We start from the raw sequence: 16,212 nt of genomic DNA on the forward strand, positions 1-16,212 counted from the left end.
TCCCGGGTCAGGGTTCGACGGGCCCCGGCCCGGGCCCGACGTTGCGTGATTCGCGCAACCGAAGTTCCTGCACATACTCGGCAGGCGCCCCGGCTATCTCCGCTGCCTCGGCCATCACGCCCAGGTAGCGGGCCGAGGGGAGTCCGCCCTCATAGGCGTCCAGGACGTACAGCCAGGCAAGGACCGGGCCGTCGGCCGTGTCGATGCGAACCCGCAGCTTCACGTGGATGCCGAGCTCGGAACCCTCCCAGCGGTCGAGATTCTCCTCGTCCTCGCTGGTGACGTCATACAGGACGACGAAGACCTTGGAATCGGGGTCGTCGCGGTCCTCGGTGACGGTGGCGAGCGAGCCTTCCCAGCCGATGTCGCCGCCCCCGAACGTGAGACGCCAACCGTGCAGCCACCCGGTTCCCGACATCGGGGAGTGCGGTGCACGCTCAGCCATCTGCTCGGGATGCATGTTCGACCCGTAGGCGGCGTATATCGGCACGGGCGAAAGCCTAGATGCTCCGCGCGCGGCGCGAAAGCTGGGCCTCCCCCGAGGGTGCGACGACCGCCCGCCGGGGGACTAGGTTGGTAGGCGACATCCGGCGCGCGAGCAGCCCATCCGTACCGCGCCGGCGACGACGACAGGAGTGGTGGACGTGACCAAGATCGTGATCATCGGCGGCGGCCCGGCCGGCTACGAGGCAGCGTTGGCTGCGGCCGCGTATGGCGCCGACATCACGGTGATCGACTCCGACGGCGTCGGCGGCGCGTGCGTGCTGTGGGACTGCGTGCCCTCCAAGACGTTCATCGCGTCGAGCGGTATTCGCACCGAGGTGCGCAAGGCCGTCGATCTCGGCATCAACATCCGTACCGATGATGCCCTGGTCACGCTTCCGCAGATCCATCAGCGGGTGCGCGATCTGGCGTTCGCGCAGTCGTCCGACATCCGCTCGCGACTGATCAGTGAGGGTGTCAAACTCGTCTCCGGTCGGGCGCAGCTCGACGAACGGCAGATCGGCGTCTCCACCCACGGCGTCGTCGCAACACTCGACGACGGCAGCACCGAGCGTTTCGAGGGCGATGTCGTGCTCATCGCGACTGGCGCCTCACCGCGCGTGCTCCCGGATGCCCGGCCCGACGGCGAGCGAATCCTCAACTGGCGCCAGCTCTACGACCTGGAAGAACTGCCCGAACACCTCGTCGTCATCGGTTCCGGCGTGACCGGTGCCGAATTCGTCCACGCCTACACCGAACTCGGCGTGAAGGTGACGTTGGTCTCGAGTCGCGACCGCGTTCTGCCCGGCGAGGACGAGGACGCCGCGCTCGTCCTCGAGGACGCACTGGCCGAACGTGGTGTGGAGCTCATCAAGCACGCCCGCGCCGACAAGGTGGAGCGGCACGGGGATTCGGTGACCGCGCACCTGGCCGACGGACGCACGGTCACCGGCTCACACGTCCTGATGACAGTCGGTTCCGTGCCGAACACCGGCGACCTCGGGCTCGACCGCGCAGGGGTGGAAGTCGATCGCGGCGGTTACATCACCGTCGATCGCGTCTCCCGCACCTCGGTCGCCGGCATCTACGCGGCGGGTGACTGCACCGGCCTGCTACCGCTCGCGTCGGTCGCCGCCATGCAGGGCCGCATCGCGATGTATCACTCGCTCGGCGAGGGTGTCAGCCCCATCAAGCTGAAAACCGTTGCGTCCGCGATCTTCACACGTCCCGAGATCGCGACCGTCGGCGTCTCGCAGAAGGCGATCGACAGCGGCGAATATCCCGCGCGGACCGTCATGCTGCCGCTGGCGACGAACCCTCGCGCGAAGATGAGCGGGCTGCGTCGCGGCTTCGTGAAGATCTTCTGCCGCCCGGCCACAGGGGTGGTCATCGGTGGTGTCGTCGTCGCGCCGACCGCTTCAGAACTGATTCTTCCGATCGCGCTCGCCGTGCAGAACAAACTGACGGTTTCCGATCTGGCACAGACATTTTCGGTCTACCCATCGCTGTCGGGCTCGGTCACCGAGGCCGCGCGCCAGCTGGTCCGGCACGACGATCTGGACTGAGGTTCGGCGCTGGGTTTGTCTCGAGTATCGAGGTGATGCGGCGTGCTCTGTTCCCTGAGGGACGAGGCGATAGCCGAGTGTCACGAAGGGGCTCGACTGACTACTCGGGGATTTGATTGATGGTTGCGCGGGTGTAGTCCAAAGCCTTCTCGCACATCTGTTCTCGAGTTGGCTTTTCGATGACAAAACTCATCGAAGTAAAGACCATTGCAGTGCCTGATCGAACAATCGTCGTGCATTCGCTATTGCCGGGAGAGATCGCGACGGCTCGACCAGCTTCATACGTGTCAGCCAAGAATTGGTCTCCTGTAGCTGCGTAGCGCTGCTTGTACTGATTGAGTGATCCGTTGAAGTTGCCAACAAACTGTGACAAGTACGCGAGCTTTGGCTGAATGAGTTTCCATTCGCAGCCGCGGACGGTCTGATGATCTGCAACCGCTGCATCGGCTACTGAATTCTCATCCACCTGAAGTCGGGTGCGAGTGTCGGAGGCTTCGGCGGTGCACGGTTCAAACGTCGTACCGTCGTTGTTCGAACTCCACCGATTTGGGAACTTGGTTGCAAACGGCAGACGACGTCCCGCTGCGTCGGTTTGCCTAACGCTCGCCTGATGACTTGTCGGGGACGCAGAGTCTGAAGCTTGAATGGTCTCACTGGAGGGAGAACCGTCGACATCGCAGGCAACTAGGGTCATCGCGGCAAGAAGCGCGGCGGCAACATAGTTAGACGCACGAAGCGTTCTGCCGGAGAGCTGACGAACCAGCATCAGGCGTGAAAGTCAGACTGCGATAAGCGGTCCGTGTCCGAAAGCGAATGCTTGGCATCAACACATTTTTCCGCTAGTCCGGTGAGTTCCTGGGCTTGGCGCTCAAGTTGGGTCCGGAAAGTTGTGATTACCGGAGCAAGCGCCTCGAACATTCCGGTCCCCTCTGAACACTCGCCGAAGTAGTTTCCGGCCGCCACCCGCGACAAGCTCACGCTGGCCGCCGCTAACCGAGCCGCCCCATCCGCCGCAACCTGCGCCCGCTTCTCCCACTCACCCGCAGTCAGCTTCACGACACCACCGGAGGCGGTGCCGCCGTCGAGCGGAACGGTCGACGGGGTCGACGAGTTCGGGATGCTGACGGAGTCGCCCGGCAGCGGGTAGTAGTCGGTCATCCATCCCCCTCATGTGACGTCACGACTTGGACGCACAGTACACAGCCCCTGGTTCCCGTGCCCCGAAGATAATACGGAAGGCTGTATTCTCGCAGGTGTCCACGGGTCGGACGAGCTCATAGGGGGGACTGTGCCGCCGGACGATGGCCAAGATGCCAGCAAGTACCTGTGGCCGAGCGGCCAGGAGAGGTCGACCCTCGGCGCACCGGCTTCGGCTGGAGGGCAGTCGCCGTGGGGATCGATGGCCTTGGACGAGATCATCTCGATCCTCCAGACCATGCGCGACGGAGATGCACGCGGTGACGCCGAGGCAGTCCTGCAGGCGATCAACGAGGCCAACGGCGTCGCTGACGACATCGATGCCGCCTTCGGCTCCGGCAGCGGCACGCTACTCGGGTACGCCGTCGACATGAGCGTCGCCTCGGCACAGGGCACGGCCGGCGACATCCGCGGCGGCGCCCAGACCGCCTCACAAGCACACAAGGCGATGTCCGCGGCCGCAGACGCCGTCAGTTCCGCGAAGTCCAACGAATCCTTGCTCGAATCCCTGCGCGCGGCACTGAAGGAGTCGCCGGAGTCGGCGCCGACCGTCCGCAACGCCGTCGACACGTTGATGTCCGGCACCTACACGATGCCGATGAACGACGCCCAGGGCGGTCTGCCCGCCGGGTCGATCGCCGGCGAGACCCGACTGATCGGTTCAGGGACGAGCGGACCATCGGGGGGCGGCGGTGGCGGTGGAGGCGGAAGTCTCTCCACGTCCGGCACCCATTCGTCTGCCGGCGGCGTCTCGGACCTCGGTGAGTACGGGAGATCCTCTGCGACGCCGACTGCCGGGGCACCCGACGGCGGCGGTTCACCTCCGACGACAGCCACGCCGGCGTCGGCGTCGACGGGTGACAAGCCCTTGTCGCTCGGCAACGAGACGGCGAACAACAACGGCAACGGTCCCGACGACCCGGACAGCCTGACCCGCGGCGGGCGCGGGACGGCCGACACCATGAACGGAACCGCGCCGGCGGGGCTCACCGGGGGAGCGATCCCCGCCGCTGGAACGCTCGGCTCGCCAGTTGGTGGCGCGCCTCGGGTTGGAGGCAGCGCCGTACCGGGTGGCGCCGGCGGTTCAGGGTCCGGCGCGAGCTCGGGGATGACCCCGATGTCCCGACGACTCATGGGGGCCATGCCGACGTCCGGGATGTCGAATCCGTCGACGCCGGTGTCGGGTGTGCCCGGCGGTGCCGGACGTCCCGGGGCCGGGCCGCTCGGCGGTGCCCCGCACGGTGCGCGGTCCACCAAGGGCGGCGACGACGAGCACAAGACACCGCACTATCTACACACCAAGGAGAACGGCGAAGAGATCGTGGGCACACTGCCTTTGGTCAGCCCGCCGGTCATCGGTGACTGGGCACCACCCGCGAAACAAGAATCGGAAGACCGGTGACCCATCGCATCGAACGGCTGCCCGGAGGTGTGGGCGCGCTCGTCGACAAGGTCCCGGAGACCGAGATACCGCGGTGCCTGCAGCTGCTCGCTGTGACAGCCATCGACGTCAACGACCTCGGCGGTTCCGAGGTGGTGCGCGGCGCACTTGCACAGTGGCGCCAACACGGGCAGGTCTCTGGAAAGACGAGGCTCGAGGTCGAGTCGCTCATGTACTCCCGCGACCGGGACGGATTCGCCCATCAACGGCGCGGGGACACGACAGCGCACCACGAGAGCTTCTTCCAGGCCCGCGCACTGAATTGCCTTGCGCACGGCGTGAACACCCGGGTCGACCCGCGCGACACTCTCCGCGACGCCGCCTACGAGGCCGCCGTCGCGATGAAGGGCAGCGCGGGCGTCGTCTCGATCCTCAACGATTTCGTCGAGTGAGGATCACGCGGCGTTGATCGCCGCGCGCAGTCGCGCATCCACCAAGCTGTCGTGGGCGAATCGGAAACCCACTGCCGCTGCTGCCGAACTGGCATGCCCCTGTCCGGAGGGAGTGACGATGTCGATCACGTGTCCACCGTCGCTCCGGTGCACCGTGAAGCTCCATCCGTCGGCCTCCTTCGCGCGGTTGTGAGCGCGGCAGAGCCCGTCCCCGTTCTCGGCATCCGTGGCTCCGCCCAGCCGGTGGGGCAGGGCGTGGTCGATCTCCTCGATCGCGGCACCGCAGTAGTCCACCCGGCAGAACCGGTCACGCATCTTGATGAAGTGTGCCAACGCCTTCGGGAAGCATCTCGACTTCGCGTCCATGGACACCAGCGACCCATCGGACGGACGTGCGTACAGTCGCCGAATGCTCGTTGCGACGTCGCCGTCGGCTTCGAACCCGTCGGCGATCAGGCGTCGGGCGACATGCGCGGGCACAGGTCCGTAGCCGTCGACCTCGGCCGCCTCGTTGCTGTCGCCGAGGAGCGTCCGCTCCGACATCACGACGTTGACCGCGATCGGTACCGCCGCGGCCTTCGCCTGTCCGGTCACCCGCTCGACGAGGGTGTCGGCCATGATCTGCGAATGCGTCCGCTCATCGCCGCCGACGACAGAGTCCGCGTGGGTCTTCAGCGAGGCGTACACCGAGATGCCCTGCGCCATCGGCAACAGGGCGGACAGCTTGGTCATCACGTCGGGCGCCGGACGCACCGACACCCGACGATCTTTCTGCGCCTTGCCGATGCGGCCGACGACAGCGGCCGGGTCCAGCTCATAGGCACGCTTCTTGACGCTTGCCTCCAGCTCCCGATCGCTCACCCCGACAAGCGTCTGCGGGTCCGCACACATCAATCTGTCGATCTCCGTGCGGGTCTCCCGCGTGAGGTAGGCGGTCTCGCGGACGAGGATGGTGGCGCGCCACTCCGTCAGCAGCCCGGACTCCAGCGCTCCTCGGGTGTGCGGCATCTCGTGGACGAGCGCTCGTGCGAAGCCGAGATACTGCGCCCCTCGTGTCGGGGAAGCCTTGCGCGCCAGCCCGATCTCCGACGACAGGCCACGACCCTGACGGCTCTTCGGCACGCCGCGTTGCATCTCGTCGGTCTGGCGGAGCTGATCGATCTGCGCCGTCTCGCGTGCCTGCGCGGCCGCGCAGACAGCCTTGATCTCCTCGAGCGCAGCCAGCCGTGCGAAAGCCTCCTCCTGCGAGTCGGCCGCGGCCGCGCTCGACAACTGTGCGACCAGAGCGTGTAGATCCGTTGCCTTTTCGATCATGGTCCCCCCAGATCTCGTGATCGACTGTGAGATCTAGGATATCGCGGGGGTCTGACAGAGTCGGGCGCGTGCGCCCGGCGATCGGGTCGGCCGGATCGAGTGAGTGACGTTGCTCCGCAGGGCCATACGTCAGGCCAGATCGAGACTGTGCTCGACCGCCCGATTCCACCCGCTGTACAGCCGATCGCGGTCGTCGTCGGCCATCGACGGTTCCCAGCGTTTGTCCTCCGCCCAGTTCTCGCGGATCTCGTCCTCGGACTCCCAGTAACCGACGGCGAGACCTGCCGCGTAAGCCGCACCCAGCGCGGTGGTCTCGTTCACGACCGGTCGAACCACCGGCACGTCGAGGATGTCGGCCTGGAACTGCATGAGGAGATCGTTGACCACCATTCCGCCGTCGACCTTGAGCGTCGACAACTCGACACCCGAGTCGGCCTGCATCGCCTCGATCACCTCCCGCGTTTGGAAAGCGCTGGCCTCCAGAGCTGCACGCGCGAGGTGGCCCTTGTTGACGAACCGCGTCAGGCCGACGATCACCCCGCGCGCGTCAGGGCGCCAGCGCGGTGCGAAGAGACCGGAGAACGCCGGCACGAAGTACGCGCCGCCGTTGTCGTCGACGCTTGCCGCCAGCGACTCGATCTCCGACGCGTGCGCGAACAGGCCGAGATTGTCGCGCAACCACTGCACCAGCGAGCCGGTCACCGCGATCGATCCCTCCAGCGCGTAACGCGCCTCCTGCTCGCCGATCCGGTAGCAGACGGTCGTGAGCAGGCCGTGGTCGCTGAACACCGGTTCGGTGCCGGTGTTCAGCAACAGGAAATTGCCCGTTCCATAGGTGTTCTTCGCCTCGCCGGGATCGAGGCAGGCCTGCCCGAAGGTGGCGGCCTGCTGATCACCGAGGATGCCGGCCAGCGGGACGCCGGGCAGGGAGCCGTGCTCGCGTAGCGGTCCGTAGACCTCCGACGAACTGTGGATCTCGGGGAGCAGCGCGGGCGGGATGCCCATCTCGTCGCAGATCTCCTCGTCCCAGCGCAGCGTGCGCAGGTCCATCAGCATGGTGCGCGACGCGTTGGTGACATCGGTGATGTGCAGCCCGCCGTCGCGTCCTCCGGTCATGTTCCAGGCGGTCCAGGAATCCATTGTGCCAAAGCATAATTCGCCCGCCTCAGCACGTTCGCGCGCGCCGTCGACGTTGTCGAGCAGCCAGCGGATCTTCGGGCCGGCGAAATATGTCGACAACGGAAGCCCGGTGCGGTCGCGATAGCGGTCCTTTCCGGCGTCACCGGCCAGGGTGGTGCACAGCTCATTGGTCCGCGTGTCCTGCCAGACGATGGCGTTGTGGATCGGCTCCCCGGTCTCACGGTCCCAGATGAGAGTTGTTTCACGCTGGTTGGTCAGTCCGCACGCGGCGATGTCGCCGTGCTTCAGGTCGGCGGAGGCCAGGGCCGCGGCGGCGACCCGGCGGGTGTTGCGCCAGATCTCCGCGGCGTCGTGCTCCACCCATCCTGCCTGCGGAAATATCTGCTGATGCTCGATCTGCTCGCTGCTGACGACCCGTCCGCGGCGATCGAAGATCATCGCCCGTGTCGAGGTGGTGCCCTGGTCGATGGCGGCCACATAAGTGCTTGGGTTGCCCACGCCGCCAGTGTCGCACGCGGTGCGCTCGGCCGACATCAATTACGCTCGGGAATCATGAACACCGAGTTCAACCCGGATCGACCAGCAGACATGGGTCCGCTGTATCGGGACGAGGCGTGGCGGCGGCTGGGCAGCGAGCAGTTCGACATCGTCGTCGTGGGTGGTGGCGTCGTCGGTGTGGGCGCAGCGCTCGACGCTGCGACCCGTGGCCTGCGGGTCGCCCTGGTGGAGGCGCGCGACATCGCGTCGGGCACGTCGAGCCGGTCGTCGAAGATGTTCCACGGCGGGTTGCGCTATCTCGAGCAACTCGAGTTCGGACTCGTCCGTGAGGCGCTCCGCGAGCGCGAGTTGTCGTTGCGCTTGCTCGCCCCGCATCTGGTGAAGCCGCTGCCGTTCCTCTACCCGCTCACCCGGCGCGTCTGGGAGCGACCCTATGTGGCCGCCGGCATCTTCCTGTACGACCAGATGGGTGGCGCGAAATCGGTTCCCGGGCAACGGCACATCACCCGCTCGGGTGCGCTGCGAGTGGCGCCGGCCCTCAAACGGAACTCGTTGATCGGAGGAATCCGCTACTACGACACCGTTGTCGACGACGCGCGTCACAGTCTCACCGTCGCGCGCACCGCCGCCAATTACGGTGCGGTCATCCGTACCTCGAGTCAGGTCGTCGGATTCCTGCGCGAGGCGGACCGTGTTCTCGGTGTCCGCGTGCGTGATTCGGAGAACGGGGAGATCACCGAGGTGCGTGCGCACTGTGTGATCAACGCCGCGGGGGTGTGGACCGACGAGGTGCAGGCGCTGTCGAAGCAGCGGGGGCACTTCAAGGTCCGCGCGTCCAAGGGCGTCCACATCGTCGTCCCGCGCGACCGCATCGTCAGCGAGACCGCGATCATCTTGCGGACCGCGAACTCGGTCCTCTTCGTGATCCCCTGGGAGACGCACTGGATCATCGGGACCACCGACACGGACTGGAACCTCGACCTCGCGCATCCGGCCGCCACCCGCGCCGACATCGACTACATCCTCGAACGCGTCAACGAAGTGCTCGTCACCAAGCTCACCCACGCCGACATCGAGGGCGTCTACGCCGGGCTGCGTCCGCTGCTGGCCGGTGAGGACGACGAGACGTCGAAACTCTCCCGCGAACATGCCGTCGCGACGGTGGCACCCGGGCTGGTATCCATCGCCGGCGGCAAGTACACGACCTATCGGGTGATGGCCGCCGACGCCGTCGACGCGTGTACCGATTTCATCCCGACGCGTGTCGCGCCGTCGATCACCGAACGCGTCCCGCTGCTGGGTGCCGACGGCTACTTCGCGCTGATCAACCAGTGCGAGCACCTCGGTCAGCGATTCGGGTTGCATCCGTACCGGATTCGTCGCCTGCTCAACCGGTACGGATCGTTGATCGACGACGTGCTCTACTACGGCGTCGCCGACCCGTCCCTGATGCGTCCGGTGGCCGCTGCACCGCAGTACCTGCGCGTGGAGATCGTGTATGCCGCGATCGACGAGGCCGCACTGCATCTCGAGGACGTGCTCGCCCGACGCACCCGCATCGCCATCGAGTACCCGCACCGCGGAGTCGATTGCGCCCAGGAGGTCGCCGACCTGCTGGCGCCGATCCTCGGGTGGACGCCCGAGCAGACGGCGTTCGAGGTCGCGACGTACATCGCGCGCGTCGAGGCCGAGATCGACTCGCAACGCCAGCCCGACGACGACTCGGCCGACGCCTTGCGTGCGGCGGCGCCCGAGGCGCGTCCCGAGATCCTCGAACCGGTGCCTGTGCCGGAGTGAATCCGTGATCCCGACGGGTGAAGTCGGGACCTTCGCCCCTGTCCGAACCACCCATGTGGGAGGAACAATGGGTTATGGCAGAAGGACAGATCATGGTCGACAATGTGGTGCACGTACTCACCGATGACGAGGCCTGGGAACTTCTCGCGAGTGTGTCGCTCGGACGAATTGCGTTGAGCGTCAACGGACAGCCCGACATCTTCCCGGTCAATCACCATGCCGCCGACGGGCGTGTCGTCTTCCGCACGGGTGAGGGCACCAAGCTCTCCGAGATCGCGGTCAACGGCGACGTCGCCTTCGAGGCCGACGATCACACCGAAGTCGGCGGCTGGAGTGTCGTCGTCAAAGGGACTGCACGCGTGCTGGTCTCGACTCACGAGATCGCCGAGGCGGACGAGTTGCCGTTGCGTCCGTGGATACCGACGCTGAAGTACAACTACGTCGAGATCACGGTCACCGAGATCAGCGGTCGACGGTTCCTGTTCGGTCCTGAGCCGGAACGGTACCCGGTCTAGTGTCGGATCGGCCGATGCTTCGGGGGCGGGTACCGCTTCACGATTGACACCGCGGACAGAAATAGATCACACGATCTTCGCCGGCCGGGCCGAGGAAACCTCGCTCGACCGGCGTTCCGCAGCGTCGGCACAACCCGCCACGCCGTCCGTACACCCACATCCGGGCGTTCTGCGTAGTGTTCCCGGTCGTCGTCCGGGCTGATCGCCCCCGGTTGGCCCACAGCATCCGCCGACTCAGGTCGACGGTCGCGGGAACGTCGACATCGGCGACCAGACGGGTCGGCAGCATTCTGCGCACAAAGCAGATCTCGCATCGGAACACGTTTCCCACGCCGGCCATGAGGCGCTGGTCGAGGAGGGCGATCCCGACCTGTTCGTCCGGGACCGCCTCGATCCGGCTGATCGCCTCCGCTGCATCCCAGTCGTCGGCCAACAGGTCGGGACCCAGATACGACAGCGACTCGTCAGGGTCGGTCAACAGGTCCAGGATGCCCAACTCGAAGCCCACCGCCTCGTGGGTCGCCGTACGCAATACGACGCGGGCCTGGAAACCTGGACGCCGCCAACGCCGACCGAGCGGGTGAACGTGCCACGCGCCCTCCATCTTCAGGTGCGAGTGAATGCTGAGGGTTCCGGTGTCGGGACGGTCCGGATCCGGGCCGTCGACGTCGATGAGGAGATGTTTGCCCCGCGACCGCACCGAGCGGACCCGACGGCCGGACAGATCCACGGTGGCCAGCGACGGAACCCGGAACTGCGTGTGCTCCAGTCGCTGACCGTCGAGGGCGGCACGGAGCCGTGCGGCTGCGGCGTAGACGGTATCGCCCTCAGGCATGCTGTCCGTAACGCAGACGGATGCCGCGCGGCGTCGTCGCGAATCCGGCACCGACGAGAAGTCCGCCGAGTTCGGAACCGCGTACCGGTTGCGAATCCACCTGATCGATCATCAGTCTCGACACCCGCCCCGCGCGCACCAGCGCGGCCAGGGCTGCCGCCGCCGCCTCGAGGTGCGACTGCGTCTCGGTGAAGGTGAGCACGGTCTTGCCGCCGCGTTCGACGAACACCACCAGCGCGCCGTCGACCAGGACCACGAGTGCGCCCGGCTTGCGCCCCGGACGGTGCCCACCGTCGGAGTCACGCGAGGTCGGCCACTCCAGCGCCGCCCCATACGGATTGGCGGGGTCGGTCGCGGCGAGCACGACGGCAGAGTCCTTGGACCGGCGCTCGACGAGCGCATGACGGCGGAGATCGTCGACGGTGGCCGGCGAGGCGAACTGCGCACCGCCCAGTCCTTCCACGTAGTAACCCCGGCGCACCTGTCCGTTGTCCTCGAACACGGTGAGCGCCTTGTAGATCCGGGCGAATCCGCCGAGCAGGTTCTCTGCGACCACCGGACCGCGGGTGATCACGCCGTACCGGGTGAGCAGCTGCTCGCACAGAGCCTGCGTGGCGATGGTGGGATCGGTGTCGATCCGGTCGAGAGCGAACCAGCGCCCGCCTGCGGTGGGCGTGACCGGCCGTGCGGCACCGTGTTCGGCGAGGTAGCGCGTCGACAACCGTTGTGCGCGCAAACGCGGTGCCCTGCCCCGGGTGCGGTGCGCTGGAGCGGATCGCGACGCGGACGCGCTGCGCCGGGGCTGGAGCAGCGCGCGGACCGGGGCGAACGAATCGTTGCCGACCTGGCCCGCCCACACGAGGTCCCAGACAGCGGTCTCGATGTCGGCCGCGGATGTCTGGGACTCACCGGCCACGGCATCGGCCAACTGCGGAAAGCGTAGGGCGCCACCGGGGGAGAGCGTCTGGATCACCCCGGCGTGCAGGGGGGTCATGTCGATCTCGTCCGGTGCGGCGAGGGTGAGTGGCGCGATCTCGGTGGGATGCAGGGCGATCCAGCCGTCCGACCCGCCGATCCGTCCGTGCCCCGACCATACGACCTCGCCGGCGCTGAGCAGTTCGTCGAGCATCGCCGGTGTGTAGTCGGCCACCCGCGCCGGCAGGACCAGAGACTCCCAGGCCGACGCGGGGAGGGGATATCCGGCCAGCTGGTCGACGATCGTCGCGACACCGTCGACGCCGCGCAGTACATCGTCCGGAGCGGTGTGCTGCCAGGAGGTCAGGAATCGGGCGAGGACATCGGGATCGACCGGCGCGATCTCGGCGCGGCTCGCCGCCAGCGATCCACGCCGGATCTGTCCGAGGACGTCGGCGTGGCACCACTGGGTGGCCCGTGGACTGCCGGTCGGGTCGTCGTCGGGCAGGAAGTCGCCCTCGACGACCCGGCGGTCGGCGGCCAGGCGGATCAGCGTGTCGCGCACGACACCGACGGCCATCCCGATGTCTTCTGCTGCGTCGGTGACGATGAACGGACCGTGCGTCCGCGCGTAGCGGCCGACGAGATCGCCGACCGGATCGGCGACGGGCTCGAGATAGGCGGCCGGGATGCCCTGCGGGGCAGGGACGCCGAGCGCATCGCGGAGTCGCGCCGTGTCGTCGATCGAGGCCCAGAGGGCCCGTCCGCGATGGTTGATCGAGATGATCTGGCCGGTGCGATGCAGGTCGGTGAGATGATCGCGCGCGGAATCATCCGCGCGGTAGCGGGCTTCGACATCCTCGGTGGTGAGCGGACCCAGCCACCGCAACAGGTCGACGATGTCCTCGGCGTCTCGGGCCTGACGGTCGGGCGACAGGCGCTGCAGCCGTGCGGTCACCTCGGCGATGACCGCGGGATCGAGCAGTTCCCGCAGATCCACCCGCCCGAGGAGTTGGGCGAGCAGGCTGGTGTCGAGGGACAGTGCGGCAGCGCGGCGTTCGGCCAGCGGTGCGTCGTCGGCGTACATGAACGCCCCGACATAGCCGAAGAGCATGGACGCGGCGAACGGCGACGGTCCCGACGTCTCGGTCTCGACGATCCGGATACGCCGTTGCCGCACCCGGGTGAGCAGGTCGGTCAGCGATGGGAGGTCATAGACATCCTGGAGGCATTCGCGGACCGCCTCCAGCACGATGGGGAAGTCAGGGAATTTCGATGCGACGGAGAGCAGTTGCGCACTGCGCTGGCGTTGCTGCCAGAGCGGTGCGCGCCGGCCCGGGTCGCGCCGCGGCAACAACAGCGCCCGCGCGGCGCACTCACGGAATCGCGAGGCGAACATCGACGAATCGGCGAGCGCGTCGGTGACGAGCTGTTCGATGTCGTCGGGGTCGATGACGAACACCGATGTGCCGGGCGGTTCGTCGTCGGTGTCGGGGAGGCGGACGATGATGCCGTCGTCGGAGGCGGTGGTCGCACCCTCGATGCCGAGGGTTTCCAGCAGCCGGGCGGAGATGGCGCTCGCCCACGGCGCATGGACTCGCAGGCCATAGGGGGAATGCAGGATCAGTCGCCAGTCGCCGAGCTCGTCGCGGAAACGCTCGACGACGAGGGTACGGTCGCTGGGCAGATGCCCGGTCGCCTCCTGCTGCTCGGTGATGAGTGCGGAGAGGTTGTCGCGGGCGTACTCGGTCAGGCCCAGGCGTTCGGCGTGCCGGTCGAGGGTCTCGGGATCGGCCACGGCTGCGGTGAACTTGCCGATCGCCGCGCCGAGTTCGGCGGGGCGTCCGACGGTGTCGCCGATCCAGAACGGCAGACGACCGGGTTGCCCGAACGCGGGCGATACGAGCACCCGATCGTGGGTGATGTCCTCGATGCGCCAACTCGTCGCACCGAGCGCGAAGACGTCGCCGACGCGCGACTCGTAGACCATCTCCTCGTCGAGTTCGCCGACGCGCGTGGACTTCTCGCCGACCATGAACACGCCGAACATCCCGCGGTCGGGGATGGAGCCACCCGATGTCACCGCGAGACGCTGCGCTCCGCGACGACCGACGAGCGTGCCGGCGTCGCGGTCCCAGGTCACGCGTGGCCGTAATTCGGCGAACTCGTCGGAGGGGAAGCGGCCGGAGATGAGATCCAGTGTCGCGTCGAACACCTGCCTGCCGAGCTCGCGGTAGGGGGCCGCACGACGCACGATCTCGAACCAGTGGTCGACGTCGAGTTCGTCGACGGCGGCGGCGGCGATCGTCTGTTGCGCCAGGATGTCGAGTGGATTCTGCGGCACCCGCAGTTCCTCGATCACACCGTCGAGCATGCGCTCGACGGTGACCGTGCAGTGTATGAGGTCGGTCCGGTGTTTCGGGAACAGCACACCCTGCGAGATCTCGCCGACCTGATGACCGGCGCGACCGATGCGCTGCAGGCCGTTGGCGACCGACGGGGGCGCCTCGACCTGGATCACCAGATCGACCGCACCCATGTCGATACCGAGCTCGAGCGAACTCGTCGCGACCACGCACGCGAGCCTCCCCGCCTTCAGATCGTCCTCGATCTGGGCGCGCTGCTCCTTGCTGACCGAGCCGTGATGTGCACGCGCCAGGGTGGGTTCGGCGCCCGCACTGGCTCCGCTGGCCATGATGTGGGCGGGCGCGCCCCCGGGCACGGTGGGGTTGCCGCCGGGGCGCGCGGGATCGGACGTCCGCGCGGCATGGATCTCGTTGAGTCGCGCGGTGAGACGCTCCGACAGCCGGCGTGAGTTGGCGAAGACGATGGTGGCGCGGTTCTTCTCGATGAGGTCGACGATCGACGACTCGACGAACGGCCACAGCGAACCGGCCGCGGGAGAGAAGGCGTCGTCGAGCTCACCCGCGGGATCGGCATCGGCAGGCGGCGGGATGTTCGCCATGTCCTCGACGGGAACATCGACACGCAGGTCGAAGGTCTTGGTCGTCGGCGGGCGGACGACGGTGCACGGCGCGCTCCCGCTGAGGAAACCGGCAACGACCTCCGGTGGCCGGACGGTCGCCGAGAGCCCGATGCGCTGGGCCGGCTTGTCGAGCAGCTCGTCGAGCCGCTCGAGGGTGAGGGCGAGGTGCGTGCCGCGTTTGGTGGCGGCGACCGCGTGGACCTCGTCGATGATGACCACGTCCACGTCGGTCAGGGTGTCCCGGGCCGCCGACGTCAACATCAGATAGAGCGATTCCGGGGTGGTGATCAAGATGTCGGGCGGCGTCCGGACCAGCGATCGTCGCTGGGCGGGTGAGGTGTCGCCGGACCGGACACCGACGGTGATGTCGGGTTCGGGCAGGTTCAGCTCCTGCGCGGCGCGGGTGATGCCGGTGAGGGGAGCACGCAGGTTGCGCTCGACGTCGACCGCCAGCGCCTTGAGGGGCGAGATGTAGACGACCCGGGTCTTGTGCGCCCGACCGGATTCCGCGGCCAGCCGGTCGAGCGCCCACAGGAACGCCGACAGCGTCTTTCCCGAGCCGGTCGGTGCGATGACCAGCGTGTTGTTGCCATCGGCGATGGACTTCCACGCCCCGGTCTGGGCGGTGGTCGGGGAGTCGAAAGCACCGGTGAACCACCGCCGCGTCGGGGCGGTGAAGCGATCCAGGACGTCGGACTTGCGTGCCACAGTGCCATCATCCCGCACACCTCCGACAAACCCGGGTATACAGTCATCTCACACCAATGCGCGGGGAATCCGGTGAGAGTCCGGAGCGGTCGCGCCGCTGTAACAGCCAGAGTGCCGCGCAGGTGGAGTTCACTTCGAGAAGACAACGGGACGCGACATCCCGCCGGAAGGATCGACACATGACCGCAACCATCCACAGCAGCCCGGGCAGGACCCGGTCGCTGGCCGTCCCCGACCTCTCGGTGGCCAGTGCCGCCGTGTGGCTCAGCCTCACGGTTCTCCTCGCCGCCCTGGCCTACTACTTCCTCGGCTACGACCAGGGAGCCGTGTCGGTCTTCGGCTCCGACACGCACGTGCACGAGTTCGTGCACGATGCACGTCACTTCCTCGGTTTCCCCTGCCACTGATCGAATCCAGGACGCAGGA

At 67.4% G+C, this 16,212-nt stretch carries 13 protein-coding genes and 1 riboswitch; of the genes, 6 read left to right on the forward strand and 7 right to left on the reverse strand.

Translation table 11 applies throughout. From position 1 onward, the window contains the following. Positions 1-7: 7 nt before the first annotated feature. The gene (locus EEB19_RS07865; RefSeq protein ID WP_187584848.1) at positions 8-490 is read right to left on the reverse strand and encodes a gamma-glutamylcyclotransferase; all 483 of its coding nucleotides are present in this window, start codon (positions 488-490) and stop codon (positions 8-10) included. Between the two features lie 154 nt (positions 491-644). Between EEB19_RS07865 and EEB19_RS07870 the strand changes: the two genes are divergently transcribed. After that, entirely contained in the window at positions 645-2,048 is a 1,404-nt protein-coding gene (locus EEB19_RS07870) for an NAD(P)H-quinone dehydrogenase (protein ID WP_187584850.1), read from the forward strand. 100 nt (positions 2,049-2,148) lie between these two features. Here the strand turns inward: EEB19_RS07870 and EEB19_RS07875 are convergent, their stop codons facing one another. Next, positions 2,149-2,814, reverse strand: a complete 666-nt coding sequence (locus EEB19_RS07875; RefSeq protein ID WP_187584852.1) for a DUF3558 domain-containing protein — start codon at positions 2,812-2,814, stop codon at positions 2,149-2,151. Beyond that, the gene (locus EEB19_RS07880; RefSeq protein ID WP_187584854.1) at positions 2,814-3,206 is read right to left on the reverse strand and encodes a hypothetical protein; all 393 of its coding nucleotides are present in this window, start codon (positions 3,204-3,206) and stop codon (positions 2,814-2,816) included. Before EEB19_RS07880 ends, EEB19_RS07875 begins: the two co-directional genes overlap by 1 nt. A 241-nt stretch (positions 3,207-3,447) precedes the next feature. Here EEB19_RS07880 and EEB19_RS07885 point away from each other — a divergent pair, with 241 nt between their 5' ends. Continuing rightward, positions 3,448-4,647, forward strand: a complete 1,200-nt coding sequence (locus EEB19_RS07885; protein ID WP_187584856.1) for a hypothetical protein — start codon at positions 3,448-3,450, stop codon at positions 4,645-4,647. Next, on the forward strand, positions 4,644-5,078 hold the full coding sequence (locus tag EEB19_RS07890) for a hypothetical protein (protein ID WP_187584858.1): 435 nt from the start codon (positions 4,644-4,646) through the stop codon (positions 5,076-5,078). Before EEB19_RS07885 ends, EEB19_RS07890 begins: the two co-directional genes overlap by 4 nt. Before the next feature lie 3 nt (positions 5,079-5,081). Here EEB19_RS07890 and EEB19_RS07895 read toward each other — a convergent pair whose 3' ends face one another. Together EEB19_RS07895 and glpK are read right to left on the reverse strand one after the other, a co-directional pair. After that, positions 5,082-6,392: a 13E12 repeat family protein gene (locus tag EEB19_RS07895; protein WP_262365511.1), complete on the reverse strand. Its 1,311-nt coding sequence runs from the start codon at positions 6,390-6,392 to the stop codon at positions 5,082-5,084. A 129-nt stretch (positions 6,393-6,521) separates the two neighbouring features. After that, positions 6,522-8,009, reverse strand: coding sequence for a glycerol kinase GlpK (gene glpK / locus EEB19_RS07900; protein ID WP_187584962.1), 1,488 nt, complete (start codon positions 8,007-8,009; stop codon positions 6,522-6,524). A 75-nt stretch (positions 8,010-8,084) separates the two neighbouring features. Between glpK and EEB19_RS07905 the strand changes: the two genes are divergently transcribed. Beyond that, positions 8,085-9,827, forward strand: coding sequence for a glycerol-3-phosphate dehydrogenase/oxidase (locus EEB19_RS07905; protein ID WP_187584860.1), 1,743 nt, complete (start codon positions 8,085-8,087; stop codon positions 9,825-9,827). 92 nt (positions 9,828-9,919) lie between these two features. Then, the gene (locus EEB19_RS07910; protein WP_187584862.1) at positions 9,920-10,342 is read left to right on the forward strand and encodes a pyridoxamine 5'-phosphate oxidase family protein; all 423 of its coding nucleotides are present in this window, start codon (positions 9,920-9,922) and stop codon (positions 10,340-10,342) included. A 37-nt stretch (positions 10,343-10,379) separates the two neighbouring features. Here EEB19_RS07910 and EEB19_RS07915 read toward each other — a convergent pair whose 3' ends face one another. Together EEB19_RS07915 and EEB19_RS07920 are read right to left on the reverse strand one after the other, a co-directional pair. Further along, entirely contained in the window at positions 10,380-11,177 is a 798-nt protein-coding gene (locus tag EEB19_RS07915) for a DNA-formamidopyrimidine glycosylase family protein (RefSeq protein ID WP_187584864.1), read from the reverse strand. Further along, a complete protein-coding gene (locus EEB19_RS07920) occupies positions 11,170-15,786 on the reverse strand; it encodes an ATP-dependent helicase (protein ID WP_187584866.1) in 4,617 nt (1,538 codons plus the stop codon). The genes EEB19_RS07915 and EEB19_RS07920 overlap by 8 nt, the downstream gene beginning before the upstream one ends. Positions 15,787-15,830: 44 nt before the next feature. Continuing rightward, a riboswitch (adenosylcobalamin-variant (AdoCbl-variant) riboswitch) is annotated at positions 15,831-15,931 on the forward strand. Positions 15,932-15,965: 34 nt separating this feature from the next. Here EEB19_RS07920 and EEB19_RS07925 point away from each other — a divergent pair. Then, positions 15,966-16,193 carry a CbtB-domain containing protein gene (locus EEB19_RS07925; protein ID WP_187584868.1) on the forward strand — a complete coding sequence of 76 codons (228 nt, stop codon included), beginning with the start codon at positions 15,966-15,968 and terminating at the stop codon, positions 16,191-16,193. The last annotated feature ends 19 nt before the right edge of the window (positions 16,194-16,212 follow it).

Origin of the sequence: Gordonia sp. OPL2 (genome assembly GCF_003797825.1) — a bacterium.
Classification (GTDB): domain Bacteria; phylum Actinomycetota; class Actinomycetes; order Mycobacteriales; family Mycobacteriaceae; genus Gordonia.